Source organism: Neobacillus sp. NRS-1170 (assembly GCF_050468025.1).
Genome location: NZ_JBITPF010000026.1, coordinates 121036 through 143595, shown reverse-complemented (window position 1 = coordinate 143595; position 22560 = coordinate 121036). Strand labels below are relative to the sequence as shown.

At 40.4% G+C, this 22560-nt stretch carries 16 protein-coding genes; 13 read left to right on the top strand and 3 right to left on the bottom strand.

Translation table 11 applies throughout. The features are described from left to right. Positions 1-155 precede the first annotated feature (155 nt). Together ACIFOT_RS12270 and ACIFOT_RS12265 are read left to right on the top strand one after the other, a co-directional pair. Complete coding sequence (locus ACIFOT_RS12270; protein ID WP_430064880.1) at positions 156-1217, top strand: glycosyltransferase family 4 protein; 1062 nt, start codon at positions 156-158, stop codon at positions 1215-1217. A gap of 86 nt (positions 1218-1303) precedes the next feature. Beyond that, the gene (locus ACIFOT_RS12265) at positions 1304-1690 is read left to right on the top strand and encodes a GtrA family protein (protein ID WP_430064804.1); all 387 of its coding nucleotides are present in this window, start codon (positions 1304-1306) and stop codon (positions 1688-1690) included. A 14-nt stretch (positions 1691-1704) separates the two neighbouring features. On the opposite strand, the gene ACIFOT_RS12260 is transcribed toward ACIFOT_RS12265, so the two are convergent. Further along, a complete protein-coding gene (locus ACIFOT_RS12260; RefSeq protein ID WP_430064802.1) occupies positions 1705-2793 on the bottom strand; it encodes an LCP family protein in 1089 nt (362 codons plus the stop codon). A gap of 382 nt (positions 2794-3175) precedes the next feature. Between ACIFOT_RS12260 and ACIFOT_RS12255 the strand changes: the two genes are divergently transcribed. After that, positions 3176-7729 (top strand): bifunctional 2',3'-cyclic-nucleotide 2'-phosphodiesterase/3'-nucleotidase, encoded by a 4554-nt coding sequence (locus ACIFOT_RS12255; RefSeq protein WP_430064800.1) that lies wholly within the window; start codon positions 3176-3178, stop codon positions 7727-7729. A gap of 126 nt (positions 7730-7855) precedes the next feature. Beyond that, positions 7856-8920, top strand: coding sequence for a glycosyltransferase family 4 protein (locus ACIFOT_RS12250; protein WP_430064798.1), 1065 nt, complete (start codon positions 7856-7858; stop codon positions 8918-8920). A gap of 53 nt (positions 8921-8973) precedes the next feature. On the opposite strand, the gene ACIFOT_RS12245 is transcribed toward ACIFOT_RS12250, so the two are convergent. After that, positions 8974-9615, bottom strand: coding sequence for a YigZ family protein (locus ACIFOT_RS12245; RefSeq protein ID WP_430064796.1), 642 nt, complete (start codon positions 9613-9615; stop codon positions 8974-8976). 278 nt (positions 9616-9893) lie between these two features. On the opposite strand from ACIFOT_RS12245, the gene ACIFOT_RS12240 reads away from it, so the two are divergent. From ACIFOT_RS12240 to ACIFOT_RS12200, 9 genes are all read left to right on the top strand, one after another. Further along, complete coding sequence (locus ACIFOT_RS12240) at positions 9894-11027, top strand: sensor histidine kinase (protein WP_430064794.1); 1134 nt, start codon at positions 9894-9896, stop codon at positions 11025-11027. Positions 11028-11044: 17 nt separating this feature from the next. Beyond that, positions 11045-11728, top strand: coding sequence for a response regulator (locus tag ACIFOT_RS12235; protein WP_430064792.1), 684 nt, complete (start codon positions 11045-11047; stop codon positions 11726-11728). A 112-nt stretch (positions 11729-11840) separates the two neighbouring features. After that, on the top strand, positions 11841-12686 hold the full coding sequence (locus tag ACIFOT_RS12230) for a DegV family protein (protein ID WP_430064790.1): 846 nt from the start codon (positions 11841-11843) through the stop codon (positions 12684-12686). Positions 12687-13061: 375 nt separating this feature from the next. Next, on the top strand, positions 13062-14039 hold the full coding sequence (locus tag ACIFOT_RS12225) for an NERD domain-containing protein (RefSeq protein ID WP_430064788.1): 978 nt from the start codon (positions 13062-13064) through the stop codon (positions 14037-14039). Further along, on the top strand, positions 13987-15474 hold the full coding sequence (locus ACIFOT_RS12220; RefSeq protein ID WP_430064786.1) for a DEAD/DEAH box helicase: 1488 nt from the start codon (positions 13987-13989) through the stop codon (positions 15472-15474). The genes ACIFOT_RS12225 and ACIFOT_RS12220 overlap by 53 nt, the downstream gene beginning before the upstream one ends. A gap of 19 nt (positions 15475-15493) precedes the next feature. After that, positions 15494-16210, top strand: coding sequence for a ComF family protein (locus ACIFOT_RS12215; RefSeq protein ID WP_430064784.1), 717 nt, complete (start codon positions 15494-15496; stop codon positions 16208-16210). Between the two features lie 346 nt (positions 16211-16556). Continuing rightward, positions 16557-17105, top strand: a complete 549-nt coding sequence (hpf, locus tag ACIFOT_RS12210) for a ribosome hibernation-promoting factor, HPF/YfiA family (protein ID WP_223592184.1) — start codon at positions 16557-16559, stop codon at positions 17103-17105. A gap of 189 nt (positions 17106-17294) precedes the next feature. Further along, on the top strand, positions 17295-18137 hold the full coding sequence (locus tag ACIFOT_RS12205; protein ID WP_430064782.1) for a DUF1028 domain-containing protein: 843 nt from the start codon (positions 17295-17297) through the stop codon (positions 18135-18137). A gap of 171 nt (positions 18138-18308) precedes the next feature. Further along, positions 18309-19394 carry a DUF5667 domain-containing protein gene (locus ACIFOT_RS12200; protein ID WP_430064780.1) on the top strand — a complete coding sequence of 362 codons (1086 nt, stop codon included), beginning with the start codon at positions 18309-18311 and terminating at the stop codon, positions 19392-19394. 211 nt (positions 19395-19605) lie between these two features. On the opposite strand, the gene secA is transcribed toward ACIFOT_RS12200, so the two are convergent. Further along, a complete protein-coding gene (secA, locus tag ACIFOT_RS12195; RefSeq protein ID WP_430064778.1) occupies positions 19606-22119 on the bottom strand; it encodes a preprotein translocase subunit SecA in 2514 nt (837 codons plus the stop codon). Positions 22120-22560: the final 441 nt, after the last annotated feature.

The window sequence follows — 22560 nt, the reverse complement described above, 5'->3', positions numbered from 1 at the left end:
GAGAAGCCAAGGATTTCTATTTTCTTTAAAAAACTCTTATGTTATAATCCTTATGGGCAGCAGGATTGAAGATTCTATTAAACTTTAAAATCCCTATTTTGCCTATTACTATGAAACTAACAAAATAGGCAGACAAAAAATTCGGGAGGATCATGATGATATACATCACCTTGCTAATTTGCTTTATTAGTTCCATTTTGCTTACTCCTTTAGTAAAAAAACTCGCTTTTAAAATTGGGGCAACAGATAAACCAAATCAACGAAAAGTGCATCAAAAAATCATGCCGCGTCTTGGCGGATTAGCTATATACCTAAGCTTTATTATTGGTTTGTTAGTCCTTCGTCCAGGCGGACCATATGCGCTGCCGATTATTGTTGGCAGTATCATCATTGTCATTACTGGAATACTCGACGATATGTTAGAACTTTCGGCGAAAATTAAATTTATAGCTCAAATTGCAGCAGCAGCCCTTGTGGTTATCTGGGGCGGTGTTCACGTTCAATTTATCAACCTGCCATTTGGCGGCCAAATTGAATTCGGTTATTTAAGTATCCCGCTGACAATTATCTGGATCGTCGGGATTACTAATGCTATCAATCTAATTGACGGTTTAGACGGACTAGCTGCCGGTGTTTCTTCCATTGCCTTGATTACGATTTCTGGAATGGCGATTATCATGGGAGATGGCTATGTAACTGCAGTCGCCTCTATCGTTCTAGCAAGCACTCTTGGATTTTTGCTTTACAATTTCCATCCAGCCAAAATCTTTATGGGTGATACAGGGGCATTATTCTTGGGCTATATGATTTCGGTATTATCCTTATTAGGCTTTAAAAACGTAACACTGATTTCCTTTATCGTTCCTGTTATTATTCTCGGCGTTCCGATCTCTGATACCTTCTTTGCGATTATTCGCCGAATTGTGAATAAGAAGCCATTATCAGCACCAGATAAATCGCATTTACACCACTGTCTGCTGCGTACCGGCTTTACCCATCGTCAGACGGTATTAATCATCTATGCAATGGCTGCATTCTTCGGTCTTGCAGCGATTATCTTTTCGCAGGCAAAGCTTATGGGAGGATTCTTCCTCATTTTAGTCTTATTAATTCTAATAGAATTGATAGCGGAAACCGTTGGACTTGTCGGCAAGAACTACCGCCCATTAATCAAAATGATGCGAGTTTTACTAGTTACTACAGCACGAAATAGATAAGATGTATAGCCTGGCCAAAGCGGTCAGGCTTTTTCTATGTTATAAAAAAATGTATAATGAACCTAAAAAATGGTGGATTTAAAAATATGACGAAGTTTTTAAAGTTTGGTGCTGTTGGTATCTTCAATACTCTCATTACGATAGGGAGTTTCACTCTGTTCGTTTATCTGGGAATAAATTATTTAATAGCGAACACCATTGCCTATGGCTTGGGAACCATCAACAGTTTTTTTTGGAATAAAAACTGGGTGTTTCAAGAAAAGTCAGGGACTCTGATGCTATTTCTAAAATTTTTTGTCGTTAATCTTATTACGCTTGGATTTAACACTTTATCTCTATACATATTGGTTGATCAGTTAAATATCCATTCTGCAACAGCTCAAATTATTTCTACTTTCCTGGGCATGGTCGTAAATTTCTTCTTAAATCAAAAATGGACATTCAATAAAAAAAAGCCACATCACGAAATATGATGCGGCTTTTTTTCCTAATTGTTATTTTTTTCACTTGAATTTGTATCAGCATTATTTGAATCAGAATCACTGCTATTATCTGTGCTGTCTGTTGTGCTGGTGTCGTCAGCAGTCGAATCGTCAGCTAAATGTGCTTTTAAGATTGATTTTGTTTCTTCGAGCGATGCTTCATCAAGCTTGTAGTAGTAAACTCGGTTAATATAATCATCCGCACCCTTTAAGTTCAAGGTGTCGATTTGTAAGCCGCCGCTGCCTGCAAGGCCATAATCCATCAACGACTTCATATCATTAAAGGACATATTCGTCTGCATATTGTCGCCAACTGCTTCAATCATGTCAGCATGTTTGGTAATGGAACCAAGTGATAGTGCTTTTTTGAAAATCGCTTTAATAATTTCCTGCTGTCTCATCCCGCGCATTACATCGGTATCCTTATGACGCGTTCTTGCAAGGGCCAGCGCTTCCTCACCATTCAGCGTTTGGAGGCCAGGTTTTAAGCGGATGGCATTGTGATGGTCTTCGGAATCCTTTTCTGAAATAGCATAAGGGACATCCACATCAATCCCATCTAAAGCATTTACCACATCAATAAAGGCATAAAAGTTTACTTTTACATAATAATCAATCGGAATATCAAGAAGGTTTTGTACAGTATCGATTGTATACTTCGGACCGCCGTAAGCGTGAGCATGGGTAATTTTATCATATTTATCTTTGTCGGGAATATACACATACGAATCACGCGGTATACTTAACAGCTTGACGGACTTTTCCTTTTTGTTTAAGGTCGCCACCAACAGGGCATCAGATCGAACCGCATCGCCATATTGCTTTTTTCGGCTCTTACTTTCGTCGACTCCAATCAAGAGGATTGAGATATTATCCATATCAGGGTTGGCTTTGACTGTTCTTTTTGATACTGTCTGAACGGGCTTATATGATTTATTGACGACTGACTCCGCTTTTTTAAGGATAAAAGTCGCATATGCGGCACTACATAGGGCAACAATTAAAAACGGAACGAAAATCCACATAAAAACCCGCTTTTTCCGGATCTTTCTCTTCTTCTGCGCTTTACGCTGTGAGCGTTGAATTTCGGACATATATTTTCTCCTTTATATCAATATCATCATGATTCATTTTTTAAAAGTATAAAAGACCAATTTACATTTTACCCTTTTTTTACAGCTACGTAAACTGTAGTTTAGTGTCGAAATTTGAAAAAATATAATTCTTACATTATTCCACCTTTCTTGCAGAATTCTTCCCCATACTAGACGTTTTTCAGCTAGGAAATGTTACATAAGATTAAGAATAATAAGAAGCTTGAACCCTTGAAAATTCTAAATATTCGAGCTAAAAACAATTTACGAACTTTCAACTAAATACCAACAAATATTTTACAAAAAAGACTATGAATCTATTGGTAAAATTAGTAGAATAGTCTTGCAATACAAATATTTTTTGTCGAAGGGCGGAAAAAGTGTGAAGAGAAAGATAAAGAGAAGCATGAAGAGACGCATGCTTAATAGTTCTCTAGCTGTTGCGTTAGCGCTTACAACAGTTCCTATGAATATTTTTCCACATACTGCGAAAGCTGCAGTAACAGGAAACACTGCTACACTTCGTATCTTGGAAACGACTGACTTGCATGATGCTGCAATGGCATACGATTATTACCAAGATACGGATAAGGGGATAAACTACGGCTTGGCGAAAACTGCCAGCTTGATTCAACAAGCACGTTCAGAGGTAGACCCAAGCAACTCGATGTTGTTTGATGCTGGTGATTTATTGCAAGGAAATCCAATGGCTGACTATGTAGCAAAAGTAAAGCCATTAACTGCTGATGAAACACACCCAATGTTTAAAGCTATGAAGCTCTTAAACTATGATGGCGGTATTGTCGGAAACCATGAGTTCAACTATGGACTAGGGTTTTTAGACACAGCCATGAAAAATGCTCCATATCCTATTGTAAACGCTAACATCTACAAGGATGATCATGACAGTGATCCAACAAATGATCAAAACTACTTCACTCCATATCAAATTATTCCTAAAAAGATTAAGGATAAAAATGGCGTTGAACAAACTGTAAACGTTGGTATCGTTGGTTTCGCTCCACCACAAATCCTGCAATGGGATAAAGATAACCTTCAAGGAAAAGTCATCGTAAAAGATATCGTTAAGACAGCAGAAAAATATGTGGCTGAAATGAAAACCAAGGGTGCAGATGTAATTGTTGCGATTGCCCACTCCGGCTGTGACGTTACAAATGATGGTCAACAAGATGCAGAAAATGCCGTTTTCTCTTTAAGTAAAGTGGCTGGTATTGATGCCCTTCTTTTTGGACATGCTCACTATGCTTTCCCTGCTGGTAAAGAATTCCACCAAGGTGGAGTTGCAACAAATCCAGATTTAACTGGCCTGAATACAGCTCAAGGTACCATCAACGGAACACCTGCAGTAGAGGCTGGATTCTGGGGTAATAACCTTGGTGTACTAGACTTAGCATTAGTACAAGATGAAAATGGAAAATGGACAGCAGATAAAGCTGCATCCAAATCTGTTGACATGCCTGTTACGGCTACAACAGCTGTTGATCAATCAATTGTTGATGCTGTAAAACCAGAGCATGATGCAACGGTTGCATATGTTAATGGAAAAATAGGTGAAACAACATCACGTATGCAAAGCTATTTCTCACGTGTAATGGATGATCCAACAATCCAAATCGTTAACAATGCACAAACTGATTATGTTAAAAAGTGGATTGCAACGAATAAGCCTGAATTGAAGGATATTCCAGTTATTTCAGCGGGTGCTCCATTCAAAGCAGGCCGCGGCGGAGCTGGAGACTACACTAATATTGCAAAGGGCAATCTTTCTATTAAGAGTGCCAATGACCTGTACCTGTTCAACAACACATTAAAGGCTGTTGAATTAACGGGTGCTGAAGTTAAAGAATGGTTAGAAATGTCTGCATCCCAATTCAATAAAATTGATCCAACTAATCTAAATGCACAAGAATTAATCGATTACGGATTCCCAACTTACAATTTTGATGTAATTGATGGTGTCAAGTATCAAATCGATGTAACGCAGCCTGCAAGATACAAATATAGTGATGGAACTATCCTAAATGCAGATGCACACCGTATCATTAACTTCACTGATATGAATGGAAACCCAATTGATCCAGCTCAAAAATTCATCGTTGCAACGAATAACTATCGTGCTAGCGGTGGAGGCAACTTCCCTGGAACAAAGGGAGGAATTGCCAAAGTTGTTGTGGATTCACCATATGAAAACCGTCAGATTTTAATGGATTATATTAAAGAGCAAGGCGTTGTAAATCCTTCAGCAGATAACAACTGGAAAATCGCACCTGTTGGCGGAGTGGCAAAAAATCTAACATTTAAATCTTCACCGGCAGCAAAAGATGTTTTAGCATCTGCGCCAAATGTGAAAGATGTTGCTCCTGTAGCAGATGGATTTGAACAATACACGCTAGACCAAAATGTTCACGTTCAATTATTAGGCATCAACGATTTCCACGGTCAATTAGATTACTCAACTAAGGTATCTAACCGAGAAGTCGGCGGTATTGAATATTTAGCTGCTTACTTAAAGCAAAGAGAAGCAACAAACCCAGCAAACACATTGATGGTACAAGCTGGTGACCTAGTAGGTGCAAGCCGTCCGGTATCTGCCCTATTACAAGACGAACCGACAATCCGTTTCATGAATGAAATTGGTATGGACGTGGGTACAATCGGTAACCACGAATTTGATGAGGGCGTAGCAGAAATGAAGCGTCTAATCAATGGCGGCGCACATCCGAAGACGGAAGCAAAATATGGTGCCTTTGAGGGCGCAAACTTCGACTATGTTGTTGCCAACGTTGTGGATGAAAATACAAATGAACTAATTTTACCTCCATATGCAATTAAAGAAGTAGACGGCGTGAAGATTGGCTTCATTGGTGTTGTTACAACTGAAACTCCTAGTATTGTAACTGCAGCAGGGGTAAAAGGCGTTAAATTCACTGATGAAACAGAAGCAATCAACAAGTATGCTGCTGAGTTAAAAGGTATGGGCATTAAGTCCATCGTGGTTCTAGCTCATGATCCGGGTACATCAGCTTCTAACGGTTCTAACCCAACTGGTAAAGTTGTAGATATTGCTAAGGCAATTGACCCAGAAGTTGACGTTGTATACGGTGCGCATGACCATAAATACTTAAACTCAACAATTGTTGATAATACTGGAAAAGAGAAGCTTCTTGTTCAATCCTATTCATATGGAACTGCTTTCTCTGATGTTGATCTAACAATTGATCCAGTAACACAAGACATCGTTACGAAAAAAGCTGAAGTTGCTTCAACATTCAAAGACAGTATTACTCCTGATGCAAAAATCAAGGCAGAACTTGATGGGTATAAAGCAGAGATCGCGCCAATTATTGGGCAAGTTGTTGGAAAATCTGCTGTTGCTTTAACACGTACACAAACTCCTGCTGGAGAGTCATCTTTAGGTAACTTAATTGCTGATGCAATGCAAGCTCAAACAGGTGCTGATTTTGCTTTCATGAATTCAGGCGGTATCCGTGATGACCTTAAGAAAGGGACCATCACATGGGGTGATCTATTCGCAATCCAGCCATTCGGTAATGATGTTGTTACATTAAAGATTACTGGTGCACAAGTAAGAACATTATTAAATCAGCAATTTGCAGCGGACCGAAACAAAATCATGTCTATTGCTGGCTTAACTTACTCTTGGGATAATAAGTATCCAATCGGTCAAAAGGTAGTGGATATCTTCTTACCAAACGGCCAAAAGATTGATGAAACTGCCACTTACACGGTTGCTGTAAATAACTTTATGGCTGACGGTGGAGATGGATATACCATCCTTAAACAAGGAACAGACCGGACTGTATTAAAAACAGATTTAGACACATTAATTGATTACGTAAAAGCTCAATCAAGACCAATTTACGCTGAAATTGAAGACCGTATCACTCTGCTTGACACGACTGCACCAGCTGCTCCACAAGTTGCTGCTGTAACAGATGTGGCAAAACAGGTAACTGGTACTACCGAAGCTTCTGCAAAAGTGGAAGTGAAAGCAAGCGGTACTGTTATCGGCACAGCAACTGCTGGAACAGACGGTAAATTTACTGTTACAATTGCTCCGCAAGCAGTTGGCACTGAATTAGTTGTTACTGCAACCGACGCTGCTAATAACGTAAGTGCGGAAACAAAAGTAACTGTTACAGACGGTGTTGCCCCTGCACTTCCAGAGGTTTATGCTGTAACAAACTTTGATTCATCTGTAATTGGATATGCAGAACCAGGTTCAACAGTAGAAGCTAAAGTTGGCGACACTGTACTTGGTACAGTTACTGCTGATGAAGAAGGATTCTTTTCAATTGATTTTGATGCACTTGATGTAGGAACAGTTATTACTGTCACAGCGAAGGATGCCGCTGGTAATGTAAGTGAAGCAGCAACTGTTACTGTAGAACAATATACTGGATGGTATGGTGATGAAGATGGTTACCACTATATCAACCCTGCTACTGGTAAAGAAATTACAAGCAACTGGTTAAATGAAGAAGGTTTTTGGTACTACTTCAACGCAGACGGTATCATGGAAACTGGCTGGGTGAAAGTAAACGGCAAATGGTACTACTTTAGTGAAGATGAAGAAACTGCCGGTGCAATGAAGACTGGCTGGTTTAAAGAAGGTAAAGTATGGTACTACTTAGACAAAGTTAATGGCGATATGAAAATTAACTGGGCAAAAGTAGATGGCAAGTGGTACTTCTTTGATGTTCACGGCGTTATGAAGACTGGCTGGGTATTCACTGGCAAGAATTGGTATTACCTTGCAAACAGCGGTGCTATGTTAACTGGCTGGGTACAGGTTGGCAATAAGTGGTACTATCTATACAATGATGGTAAAATGGCTGCTAATACTACAATCGGCAAATACAAAATAGGTAAAGACGGAGCTTGGATTAAGTAATCTGTCTTGAAGAAGAGGCAATTCCTTGAGGAATTGCCTCTTTTTATTTTTTCCGATTTTTACTATGTTTTGTTTGTTTTCGATTTCTGTTTAATGGACAAACTTACTACGAAGGAGGATTTTTTTATGCTTTTTCTTACCTTGATAGTATGTTTTTTTGTGTCAATTCTTATTACACCACTCATAAAAAAATTAGCCTTCCTTATTGGAGCGACCGATAGGCCAAATCAGCGAAAGGTCCATCAATCGATTATGCCAAGACTTGGAGGTTTAGCGATATTTATCAGCTTTATGGTTGGAATGATCCTCTTAAGGCCTGGAAACCCCTACTCGCTTGCGATACTTATCGGCTGTTTGATTATCATCATTACCGGACTTTGTGACGATTTGTTTGAGCTGCCCGCAAAATATAAACTAATTGGCCAGCTGGCAGCCGCCTGTACCGTAGTTTTTTTCGGTAACCTGCAAGTTGTCTTTATTAATCTGCCGTTTGGCGGTCAGCTGCAATTTGGTTTTTTAAGTATTCCGATTACGATCCTTTGGATTGTTGGAATCACCAATGCCATTAATCTCATTGATGGATTGGACGGACTAGCTGCAGGGGTATCGTCAATTGCGTTAATTACGATTTCGGGGATGGCGATCATTCAGGGGAATTTATATGTTGTTGCGGTTGGGTTAATTGTACTGGCAAGTACACTAGGATTTTTATTTTACAATTTCCATCCGGCCAGTATTTTTATGGGAGATACCGGGGCATTGTTTTTAGGGTTTATCATCTCAGTTTTGTCCCTTCTTGGTTTTAAAAATGTCACCTTTATTTCCTTTGTAATTCCTGTAATCATTCTTGGAGTGCCGATTTCGGATACATTTTTCGCAATACTTCGGCGTATCATTAACAAAAAGCCTTTGTCTGCACCTGATAAATCTCATTTGCATCATTGTATGCTGCGCATGGGCTATTCACACCGCCAGACTGTTCTGCTTATTTATGCAATGGCAGCGTTTTTTGGACTTGTTGCTGTCATTTATTCACAAGCCCGAATTGGCGGCGCCTTATTTTTAATCGCTGTAGTTATTCTTTTTATTGAAATCATTGCCGAAAAAATCGGCCTTATGGGACGGGACTACCGCCCATTACTAAATATTGTCCAGACGCTAAAAACTACCACTGCAAAAGACCGCTCATGACAAAAGGGACTCATACTTTGAGCCCCTTTAAATTTTCCCAATTGTATTCTATCTCAAGACCTAATATAATCTTCCTCAAGGTATACTGTTTCACCTTTTTCGATGGTGCACTGGCCGTTGGTGAGTTCGACCATCCATTCGACAAAAGTATCGACTCTTCTTACCTCGACAAACGTATCAATGATGACGTTATCTAGGTAGTGAATTTCTTTTATTTTATATTCAGATGCCCTAAGTTCTTTCTCTAACTTTCCGAGCCAAGTGTAATCAATTTTCACATGGATGATTTGGGAAAGTTTTCTTTCAACGATTCCGACGGCATCAAGACCTTCAGAGGTTGCTTTGCCATAAGCACGGATGAGACCGCCTGCACCTAATTTAATCCCGCCAAAATAGCGAGTAACAACAACGGCGGTATCTTTAAGCTTTCTCTTTTTCAAAACTTCAAGGATCGGGACGCCGGCAGTTCCGCTTGGTTCCCCGTCATCATTGGCTTTTTGAATTTGATCCTGCTCGCCAATCAGATAGGCAGAACAATTGTGGGTAGCGTCCCAATGCTTTTTCTTAATGACTTGAATAAATTCCTGGGCTTCCTGTTCCGTTTCGACTCTTTTTATATGAGCAATAAACCGGGATTTTTGGATTACAATTTCGTGTTCACCTGTTTCTTTTACTGTAAAATAAGTTGCGAGCATGTTAAACTCCTTTCTTTTTTAAAAAAATATAAAATATGGTTGTAATATACCTTTAATATGATAGTAAAATTCGAATGATATAATAATCATAGTTCAGTGAGGTTGAAATGGGTTATAGGATGAAAGTAGTAGAATAATATTATCATTATACTACTTATTACTGAACTTTGAGGGTTAAGTCTTTAGATAGTGCCTTCAAAATGCAAAACGCTCCATATATAAGTAAAATATGTTAGAAGGCCTAAAGGGAAAAATATGCAATCCCTGGAGGAATGAAAATGAAAATTAAACAGATTAATATGAAGTCCATTGATGAAATCCGCGAAGAAATGATTGAGACAGTTACCTGCAGTAAGGGTGACATCTTTCGCATTAGTGAAAAATGCCGTCAAGATTACGACAACATGACAACGGAATTAGACAATATCAAACAAATGATGGTCAAGCTTAATGATGAAGGAGATCAGCTTGAAAAACAAGTGCACCACGCGAGGGTCATGCTGTCTGAAGTGAGTATGAATATTAAAAAGTATTCAGAGGAAGAGGTCCGTGATGCCTATGAAAAAGCGCATCAGTTACAAATGGATCTTTCTATAAATTGGCAGTATAAAAAGCAGCTTTTGGATAAACGCGATGACCTTGAACGCCGGCTATTTGGGTTAGTTGACACAATTGATCGGGCTGACCAGCTCATTTCACAAATTTCTGTCGTCATGAACTATTTGCAGAGTGATTTAAAACAAGTCGGCGAGGTAGCCAAAGCGAAGCAGGATTTTGGACTGAAAATTATTGAGGCACAGGAGGAAGAGCGGAAGCGGCTGTCTCGAGAGATTCACGATGGACCGGCGCAAATGCTCGCCAACGTTATCGTCCGTTCCGATTTAATTGAACGGGTCTATCGTGATAGGGGAGTTGAAGAGGCATTTTTAGAAATTGACAGTTTCAAAAAAATGGTCCGTTCAGCCCTATATGAGGTGCGGCGAATTATTTACGACTTACGCCCTATGGCTTTAGATGATTTAGGTCTCGTGCCTACCCTCAGAAAATATCTGCGTACTATCGAAGAATATCATAACCACTCGAAAATTAGTTTTGAGAATATTGGCCTAGAACGCCGGCTTCCGACTAAGTACGAAGTCGCATTGTTCCGCATGATTCAAGAATCAGTGCAAAATGCACTTAAGCATGCGAATGCCTGTGAAATTAAAGTAAGACTGGAAATAACCAATTCGACTATTAGCGTTTTGATCAAAGACAATGGTGTAGGTTTCGATATTAACCATAAGAAGCCAGAGTCTTTTGGAATGATTGGGATGAGAGAGCGGGTCGACCTGCTCGATGGAGAAATTACATTTGATTCAAAAATTGGCAAGGGAACAGAAGTTTTAATCCATGTTCCATTAATCAACTAAATGAGGGGGCGTAGCAAATGACTACTAAAATTGTCATTATTGACGATCACCAACTATTCAGAGAAGGCGTTAAAAGAATACTAGAATTTGAAAAATCGTTTCAAGTCGTGGCAGAAGGCGACGATGGCAGCGAAGCGTTAAACCTTGTTCAAGAATATCGTCCAGATGTAGTCATTATGGATATTAATATGCCAGAAAAGAATGGTGTCGAAGCAACACGTGAATTAGTCGAGAAATATCCTGAAACTAAGGTAATCATTTTGTCGATTCACGATGATGAAAATTATGTGACCCATGCGCTGCAAACGGGTGCCTGCGGCTATCTATTAAAAGAAATGGATGCTGATGCCTTAATAGAAGCAGTACGTGTCGTGGCTGATGGCGGCTCTTACTTGCATCCAAAGGTCACTCACAACTTAGTTAACGAATACCGCAAGCTCGCTTCCGGTGTGGTCCGTGCAGGTTCCTACGTGCAGACGATTGAAATTCGCCGTCCATTGCACTTGTTAACTCGCCGTGAATGTGAAGTGCTGCAGATGCTTGCAGACGGAAAAAGCAACCGGGGTATTGGGGAAGCTTTATTTATCAGTGAAAAAACGGTCAAAAACCACGTATCCAACATTTTGCAAAAAATGAACGTCAACGACCGTACACAAGCTGTTGTCGTTGCGATCAAAAATGGCTGGGTGGAAGTACGTTAATAGTTTCTCCAAGAGCATGCTCTGAATGGGCATGCTCTTTTTGTGGTGCATTATTTAGGATTTTCATATAAAATAGTCATACTGTATTTTAAGACAAGGATGGTAGACATATATGAAAACGGCAGTTGTCACGGATAGCACGGCGTACATAACCAAGGAATTGCGAGAAAAATTTAATATACATATGATCCCGTTAAATGTCATTTTCGAGAATGAGGTTTATCAGGAGGAAATCGATATCACGTGGAGCCAGTTCTACGAGGAGGTGCGCGTCAAGGCGCTGCCAACGACTTCCCAGCCGCCGATCGGCCAATTCGTGGAATTGTTTGAGCGGCTAGCTTCTGAAGGTTATGACGCTGTTATCAGTATTCATTTGTCCAGTGGAATCAGCGGCACGTATCAAGGGGCGGTTAGCGCAGGTACGATGGTTGAGGGGATCAAGGTGTATCCATTTGATTCGGAAATCAGCTGTATGGTTCAGGGGTTTTATGCCTTGGAAGCAGCTGAGATGGCTTCTTCGGGCGCGGATGTCGAGGTGATAATGGCTCGGCTTTATGAGTTGAAAAAGACGGCACGTGCTTATTTTATGGTCGATGATTTGGCACATTTGCAGCGCGGTGGCCGCCTGTCAAGCGCCCAAGCCTTCATTGGCAGCTTATTGCAGGTGAAACCACTACTGCATTTTGTGGAAAAGGTTATTGCTCCGTTTGAAAAAATACGCACCCGCCGGAAAGCGATGAAGCGGATTGCCGATTTGCTTGGAGAGGATGCCTTGAGCGGCGGCGATTGGCAGGCTGTCATCATTCACGCCAATCGCGAGCAGGAAGCTGAGGAATGGCGTCAAGAGCTGGCTAGTCTGTACCCCAACACAGAATTCTCTGTTAGCTACTTCGGCGCCGTCATCGGCACCCACCTCGGCGAAGGCGCCATGGGCTTGGGCTGGATGAAAAAACTTTAAAATAAAAACCATTCCGGTCTTTTGGCCGGAATGGTTTTTATTTTGGGCTTTCTTCGTTTATATAGGCAGGGTTTCTATGTTTCGTGGAAATCGCAGGTAAGTTTGCGGAAAAAGAGGAGATGTTCGCGGAATTACGGCAAGAGTTTGCGGAATAAATACAAGAATCGGCGGAATAAATTTGATATTTCGCGGAATTCCAGCCCGAATCCGCGGAATCTCCATTCAACCCCCAATAACAAGTTCGAAAAATCGACAATATTTTTTCACAGGAATTTTTAGAAGCGGAATAGAAAATTATCAAAAAAGAAAAAGGAGTGATTAATTTTGATATGTAAAGATTTACCCATTCCACTTATGCTCTTGTTAACGGAAATCGTGAAATATCGGTTAATATCCCGTAATTTCAAACATGCTGAAATTGAAAAAGATCTGGCCAAAAGATGGGCTGGTTTCTGGGGCGAAATTGCATTAGCCACCTATGTAAAAGAACTTCCTCAAGAAAAATACCTTATTTTTCACGACCTCCAACTTCAACTCAATGGAATTCATTTTCAAATTGATACACTTCTCATCTCAAAAAGCTACATACTCATCATAGAAGCAAAAAATATAGTAGGTACTTTGATTTTTGATAATGTATTTAAGCAACTGATTCGAAAAAATGCTGAAGGCTCCGAAGAAGCGTTTGAAGATCCCAGTGTCCAATGCCAACGCCTTCAATCACTTTTAAGGGGGTGGCTGATTAATAACGGTCTTAATTTACTGCCAATCGATTATCTTGTATTTTTTAAGAGCGTTAATACCATTTTAAAAACTAACCCCGGAGAAAAAGCTGATTTTAGTAGAGTGTATAGAGCAAGAGATATTTTTAACAAAATAGAAGAAATGGAAAATCGTTATACTCACGAAAGGATTGATAATCAGACAATTAACAATATGGGCAAAATCCTGTTAGGTCAGCATTCCCCAAAGCAAATTAATATTTTAGAGAAATATAGCCTTACGCCAAAAGACATCCTCAGTGGTGTTCGTTGTCCGATTTGTCCTTATATTATAATGATTTATAAAAGGGGGAAATGGATATGTCCGATCTGTAAAACTTCTTGCAAAGAGGCACATATCGAAAGCCTAAATGATTACTTTTACCTGTATAAGCCATCTATTTCCAACAGTGAATTTCGCTATTTCCTCCATATCCCATCCGATGATATCGCTCAAAAAATACTATTATCATTAAAATTACCATCCACAGGCACAACCAAAAATCGAAAATACCACTTCACTCCAAAGGAGATTCCCTATGCGCTTTATCTTAAAAAACGAGCAGTTAACCCCAGTCAAATTTCCACATGAAAAATCATTTAGAATTTCCCAAATCCCACTTATCCCACGGCTACAGCTAAACCCAAACTTTCCTTACAACAAAGACCTGCAGCAGCTTCTTACCGGCAAACAGCTCCTTCTTGACGATATCCCATTTCCCCTCGACGAAATTCACACTCATTACGAAAATGGATATGTTACTTACCGGCCAGGTATCCAATACAATGGTAAAAAGCCGAGCTGTACACGGTGTGGAAACAAGGACCCACAGTGGTTTTCAACCTACCCATGCAAAAGGTGCGGCGAAACATGCCTCTATTGCCGGCACTGCATTATGATGGGGCGGATAAGCGAATGCACTCCGCTGCTTGGCTGGAATGGCCCCGTGCCTGACACCCCACTCCCGCCCAAAATTATGGCTTGGGAGGGGAAACTTTCAGAGGGACAACAATCCGCATCCAATGATGTCGTCAACGCAATCAAACAAAATAAAGAACACCTAATTTGGGCCGTTTGCGGAGCTGGAAAAACAGAAGTGCTGTTCGCGGGAATCGAAGCCGCCTTAGCCGCCCAAAAAAGAATCTGCATCGCCACACCCAGAACAGACGTCGTTCTCGAACTTACACCCCGATTGAAGGCCGCCTTTCCTAAAATAAAAATCGCATCCGTATACGGCGGCAGCGAAGACCGACATTTATTCGCCCCGCTCACGATTGCAACCACCCACCAGCTGCTCCGTTTTTACCATGCCTTTGATGCAATCATTTTAGATGAAGTCGATGCCTTTCCCTACACGGTCGAGGAATCACTCCAATATGCTGCCATTCAAGCGCGGAAGCCAAACTCGGCCATGATCTATCTAACCGCCACACCCAATCAAAAATGGCAAAGAGAATGCCGGACTGGAAAAAGAGCCTTTACCACGATACCTGCCCGCTTTCACCGCCACCCACTCCCTGTCCCCGAATTCATTTGGTGTGGGAACTGGCAAAAGCAGCTTCACAAAAATAGATTACCTCCGAATGTTATCAAATGGATAAAAGACAGAACCGACTCTAACAAACAAGCCTTACTCTTCTTTCCGCACATCCCGCTAATGGAAAAAGCCCTTCCCATCATCCATAGACTTGCCCCGAATACTGAGTCCGTCCATGCAGAGGATCCTAACAGGAAGGAAAAAGTACAGAAAATGCGCGCAAAGGAAATTCCCTTACTCCTCACAACGACCATTTTGGAAAGAGGAGTAACCTTTCCCAATATTGACGTGGCGGTCGTCGGGGCTGAAGATGAAATTTTTACAGAAAGTGCATTAGTGCAAATTGCCGGAAGAGCAGGGAGGAGTAAGGAATACCCGGATGGAGTAGTGACCTTCTTTCATTACGGAAAAACGGAGGAAATGGTAAAAGCCAAAAAACAAATTGTTGGGATGAATCGTGATGGCGTAAAAAGGGGATTAATAGATTAGTTAAAAGGGGATGAGAAGAATGAATTTATTCCTGCAAGACCGCTGTTTATTATGCCACGAGCCAATCAGCCCAAACGTAAGCTGGAGGGCGATGGTTTCGATTGAAAAAGAGCAGCCGATTTGCTCCACATGTGAAAACAAGCTAGAAAAAATAGAAGGAGAAACATGCCAAATTTGCAGTCGTCCCTTTATTCTCTTAGACGAGAAATTTCGTCATGGGGATCTATGCCATGATTGTAAGCGGTGGGAGGATGATTCGGAATGGCAGGGTTTTCTTGATAAGAACATCTCCCTATTTCTCTATAATGACTTTTTAAAAGAAGTGCTTGGGAAATTTAAATTTCGTGGAGATTATGCCTTGGTAAAAGTATTCGCAGAAATTATGAAAGATAAGTTGACAAAAATGGCGCCGGACCTGTTTGTTCCGATTCCATTAAGTGATGAGCGCCTATATGAGCGCGGGTTTAATCAATCGGAAGCACTACTGGCCGAGTCAGGCTTTGCCCCATCAGGAATCATTACCCGCATCCATTCCGAAAAACAATCGAAAAAATCAAGGTCGGAAAGAATCCATCTACCCCAAGTTTTTAAGATTTGCAATGACGTAAATTTAAAAGACAAAAACATTTTAATAATCGATGATATCTATACAACAGGATCAACCCTAAGGCATGCAGCAAAGCTTTTAAAAGGCGCAGGGGCTGCTGCCATTCAATCAATAACGATAGCTAGATAGGTGCCTGACACCATTCGTGGACAATTACAAATATTTGTCCACGTGGGATGGACATAAATAAATGTCCGCCTCTAGTGCACAAATTTGAGGGAATGTCTTTTTAAGGTGCCTGACACCCAAAAGCATATTAGTGGCAAATTGTCCCAATTAATATTAATATTTATATGAATAACAATTCATTTTAGTAAATGTTTCCTATTGATGTCAAAGGCTGTGCCAAACATTGTCACTATTTACCCATTGTTTTTGTCAATAATTCGACAAAATTTTTGTTCTGATTTAGCAGGATTATCATAGGGTAGAATAGAAATGTTAATACATAGCCTTAACTAAAGGAGGAGTCCACATGAAATATAACGTTCGTGGCGAAAACATTGAGGTTACTCCAGCAATTAGAGAGTATGTAGAAAAGAAAATTTCAAAATTGGAGCGCTATTTTACGGAAGCACCCGACGCAAAAGTAAATGTGAATCTTAGATTCAATCAGGATAAAACTTCTAAAGTAGAGGTAACCATCCCGCTGCCGCATTTAGTTTTACGTGCTGAAGAAACAAATGTTGATATGTACGCTGGAATTGATTTAATTTCAGATAAGCTTGAGCGTCAAATCCGCAAACACAAAACAAAAGTAAACCGTAAATTCCGTGAAAAAGGTGATTTTCCTATTACCTTTGCAACTTCAGAAAATACCGAAGTACATGATTTAGATGAAGAAGATTTAGAGTTAGTGCGTACAAAGCGCTTTGACCTAAAACCAATGGATAGTGAAGAAGCAATCCTGCAGATGAACATGCTGGGTCACAGCTTTTACGTTTTCACGAACTCAGATACAAACCGTACTAATGTTGTTTACAAGCGTAAAGATGGCCGCTATGGCTTAATTGAAGCACATTAATATGAAAAAGAACGTCGCACCGGATGGCCGGAGCGGCGTTTTTTTCAATAAAGGGCTCCTCTTACATAATCGAGATAGGTATACTAAATTCTGAATCTTCTATATAATAAAAATGAAATTAATAGAAGCATCCTTATTATTTAATGTTAATAAAGAACAATTATAATACATAGTTTGTGAGGGAATAACATGACATTTTCAATCGTAGGTTATGATCCAATTGAAAAAGAATGGGGTATAGTAGTACAATCCAAATTTTTAGGTGTTGGTGCTGTTGTTCCTTGGGCCAGGGCAGGTGCCGGAGCAGTCGAAACGCAATCATATGCGAATACCTCTTATGGCCCAATGGCCCTGGAATTGATGGAACAGGGGAAATCAGCCGAAGAAGCGCTTCAAACGCTTCTGGCAGAAGACTCTGAAAGAGAGATGCGCCAGGTCGGTCTAATTGATGCAAACGGGAACGCAGCGACCTTTACCGGAAAAGAGTGTTATCATTGGGCAGGCAGGGTGACGGGTACCCATTTTGCTGCACAAGGAAACATTTTAGTTGATGGAAATACGGTTGAAGCGATGGCGCACGTTTTTACCGAGACGAAGGGTACCCTTGGTGAAAGACTTCTTGCCGCACTTGATGCCGGACAGGAAGCCGGAGGTGATAGCAGAGGAAAACAATCTGCGGCACTATATGTTGTAAAAGAAAAAGGCGGATATGGCGGTTTTAATGATCGCTATATCGATTTACGGGTGGATGACCATCAAAATCCAATTAAAGAATTAATTCGAATTTATCACCTCCAACAATTATACTTTGCTCCTTCCAAGCCGGAGCAAGTTGTCGCAATTGAAGGAGAGGTTAAACGAGAGTTGGTTGCTTGCCTTACCAATTTCGGCTATCTCACCAATGGTCAAGTTAATGAGGAAGACATTTTAAAAGCTCTTACTGCTTACATTCATACAGAAAATTTTGAAATGAGAGAACAGCCGGCAGGATTCATTGATTTAGAAATTCTTCAATATATGAAAAAAGATTGATAAAAAAATGGCCCCCTAAAAATTAATGAGGGCTATTTTTCCATGGGAAAAAATTAGGATTTATAGTCCTGTAAAATTTAGCTAAACTTTATTATATATAGGTACCGACGTAATTTTATAATGATGAGCGTAATCTTTAATAGATTTATAATAGGGGGAACAAATGTCGATATGAAAAACAGAAAAATTTCTAGTTTAATAACAAGTGGTATGCTTGCTTCAACCTTAATTTTTTCATTTGGTGCTGGCAGTGCTTTTGCAAGTGGCGATGGCACGGAAGCAACAACGGATACAGCGGTGACAACTGATCAAGTTCAAAATGGAACAAACCAAACCGATTCTGAAGTAACAGACCAAGAAAAAGTAGAAACGCCTTCATTAGTACCTGGTGATTTCTTCTATTTTGTTAAAACAATGACTGAAAAAATCCAGCTTGCCTTCACTTTTGATGATTATAAACAAGCTGAACTTTTAGCGGATTTTGCGTCTGAACGTATTGCCGAAGCCAATGCATTATTTGCAGAAGGCAAAACGGAAGATGCAGCAGCAATATTAAAAGAAGCGCTTGCCACACAAGAAGAAGCTAGTCAAACATTACCTGCAACTGAGGAAGGAACTGAAGCAGATTCTTCAGATAACACTCAAAGTGTCGAGGAAGGCAAAGTTGAAGTAAAGCTTGCCCATAACATCGATGCTTTATGTGCAGCTTTGGCACAAGTTAAGAACCCAACTGCACAGCATTCAATCATGAAAAACGTTCAAAAATCATTTGCCAAATTAGCAAAAAAGGCAGCAAAACTTGAAGAAAAAGATGCTAAATTTGCTAAAAAAATGAGCGAAATCGAAGATAAAGTTGCGAGTGGAGAAATGTCAGAAGATGAAGCCGCTCGTGCAAAAAGTAAACTTGAAAAGAAACAGCATAAGCATGATGAGGAAGCAACTGAGCCTGAAAAAGTGGAACAGGAATCAACTGAGGCAAAACAAGACCAAGATGATGACCAGCAAGAAGAGGCTAAATCAGGTAAAGTAAATCATTCGGAAGCTGCAAACAAAACGGTAGAAAAGCAACAAGAAGCGGCTAAGAGGGCCGAAGCTAATAAACAAGAAGCAGCAAAAAAAGCTCAAGAGCAGCAGCAAGAAGCGGCAAAAAAATCAAAAGAAAATAAGCAAGAAGAAGCTAAAAAAGATGGCTATAAGAAATCTGAAAAAGCTGACGATAACAATGATGATCAGGGTGAAAATAACGACACCGAATAAGTGATAAAAAAACGACCGTCAAAAATGATGGTCGTTTTTGTTTAAATAAAAGTTATCCCCATGTGGATATCTGCAAATTCATGATGAATATCCACAAAATTCAGAGAGTTATCTACAATTTCACATCACTTATCTACAAATCCACAAAATCCATCCCCAAGATAGGAAAAGAGCCGGCGATTTCAATGCCAGCTCTCATTAAAAATATTATTTATTTCGCTGCTCCACAACAGTTCTTATATTTCTTGCCGCTGCCGCAAATACATGGATCATTGCGGCCGACATCTAATTGATTTACTTTCGGCTTCTTCTTAACAGCTTCTCCGTCTTCCTTTGGATTCACGGCTTGGCCTTTCGCTACCTCTTGGCGCTCCAAATTGTTGCGGATTTCAGCCTTCATGATATACATGGCCGCTTCTTCCTCAATTGATTGAATCATTGCTTCAAACATTGCAAAGCCTTCATGCTGGTATTCACGAAGCGGATCGATTTGACCGTATGCACGTAAATGGATACCTTGGCGAAGCTGATCCATCGCATCAATGTGGTCAATCCATTTGGAATCAACCGCACGAAGAGTAACCACTTTTTCAAACTCCCGCATTTGCTCAGGGAAAAGAATTTGTTCTTTTTCCTCGTAGCGCTCCTTCACTTCTGCATAAATGGCATCGACCATTTCTTCTGGATCCTTACCTTTTAAATCCTCTAACGTGATATCACCTTCCTGAAGCAGGTTGGCATGTACGTAATCAACAATTCCCTGGAGGTTCCATTCTTCTTCATCCTCATGGTGGGAAACGTGGGCATCGACTGAACGTTGAATGGTACTTAAGATCATTTTATGAACAATTTCCCGAAGGTTTTCTGATTCTAATACTTCGTCACGCTGAGTGTAAATAATTTCACGCTGCTGACGAAGAACATCGTCATATTGCAGAAGCTGTTTACGGGCATCAAAGTTGTTGCCTTCAACGCGTTTTTGAGCGGATTCAACAGCCCTAGATACCATCTTACTCTGAATCGGCTGGGTATCATCCATGCCAAGGCGCTGCATCATGGTCTTCATATTATCTGAACCAAATCGGCGCATCAATTCATCTTCCATGGATAAATAGAACTGGGTAACCCCTGGGTCCCCTTGACGTCCAGAACGTCCGCGGAGCTGATTATCAATCCGGCGGCTCTCATGGCGCTCTGTTCCGATTACAGCAAGACCCCCTAATTCAATAACTCCCTCGCCAAGCTTAATGTCGGTACCGCGCCCTGCCATGTTTGTCGCAATCGTAACCGCGCCTTTGTGACCAGCTTCTGCGATAATTTCCGCTTCACGTTCATGGTTTTTCGCATTCAAGACATTATGATGAATACGTTTTTTGAATAAATAAGTGGAAATAAGCTCAGACGTTTCAATCGCTACCGTACCAACTAGAACTGGCTGTCCCTTTTGGTGGCGTTCAGCGATATCCTCAACAACTGCTCTAAACTTACCGTCCATCGATGCATAAATTAAATCCGGCCGGTCATCACGCGCAATTGGTTTATTTGTTGGGATCACGATAACGTTCATATTATAAATGTTTCGGAATTCTTCTTCTTCTGTTTTAGCCGTACCGGTCATACCAGATAATTTTTCATACATACGGAAATAGTTTTGGAACGTAATGGTTGCCATTGTCATGCTTTCGTTTTGGACCTCGAGGCCTTCTTTTGCCTCAATCGCCTGGTGCAAGCCTTCGCTATAACGGCGGCCCTTCATTAAACGGCCGGTGAACTGGTCAACGATGACAATTTCGCCTTCTTGTACAACGTAATCAACATCTAGGTGCATACTGACATTTGCTTTTAATGCCTGGTTAATATGATGGTTTAGGGTAACGTGAGACATATCAAAAAGGTTTTCAATGCCGAACGCTTTTTCTGCTTTGCTGATACCTTCTTCAGTCAGCATAACGCCCTTCGTTTTTTCATCATAAGTATAATCCTGGTCCTTTGTTAACATACGGACAAAAGCATTGGCTTGAATATAAAGCGCAGCGGATTTTTGTGCTGAGCCCGAGATAATTAATGGTGTCCGCGCTTCGTCAATTAAAATGGAGTCAACTTCGTCAATGACCGCATAAAAAAGCGGGCGCTGCACTTTTTGCTCTTTATAAAGAACCATGTTGTCACGAAGGTAGTCAAATCCCAATTCGTTGTTTGTACCATAGGTGATATCACAGGCATATGCAGCCTGTTTTTCATCTTTATCCATGCTGTTTAAGTTAAGCCCGACGGTTAATCCTAAAAATTGGTAAAGTTGACCCATTTCGTTGGCGTCACGGCTAGCTAAGTATTCGTTGACCGTTACAACGTGTACGCCTTTTCCGGAAAGAGCATTTAAATAAACCGGCATCGTCGCTGTTAACGTTTTACCTTCCCCGGTCTTCATCTCCGAAATGTTCCCTTCGTGGAGTGAAATACCCCCCATCAGCTGAACATGGTACGGATACAGCCCAAGCACACGGCGTGCACCTTCACGAACGACCGCAAAGGCTTCCACAAGAAGGTCATCAAGGGTTTCGCCATTTTGATAGCGGGCTTTAAATGCCTCTGTTTTTTCACGAAGCTGATCGTCTGTGAGCTTTTCAGTTTCTGCCGCTAAGGCGTCAATTTGTACAGCAAGCTTTTCCAGACGCTTAAGTTCACGTTTATTAAGATCAAATACTTTATTTAAAATCCCCATCATGTGATGAACGCTCCTTTTTATCGAGACTACAAAAACACTTTTTCAAAAAAAATCATATCAAACTTTTTCGATAATTTCCCTTTTCATCTTACCATTTCCTCTATACAGTGACAACAATGTTGGTATAGAAGCAAATATTGTCAGTCTATTATTAAGACTAATTTTCCATGAAAGGTAAGTTCGTTTTTTTGTCAAATATGACAGATTGATGGCTTTTTATGGAAAATGCAATGTAAGCAAGATTAAAATCGTAATAACCTCCACTAAAGGTATGTATAAAAAGAATAAAAAGTGAATTTTTATTCAAAATTACACTACGACCATGGTGCTTAGTAATCCTTAAAAACAACATATTAACAGTGTTTTTAGAGATAATGGACCATCTGATTGGAATGAAAAAATATTCACAAATTGTACATTGGAATAACCCTTTGCAATGTT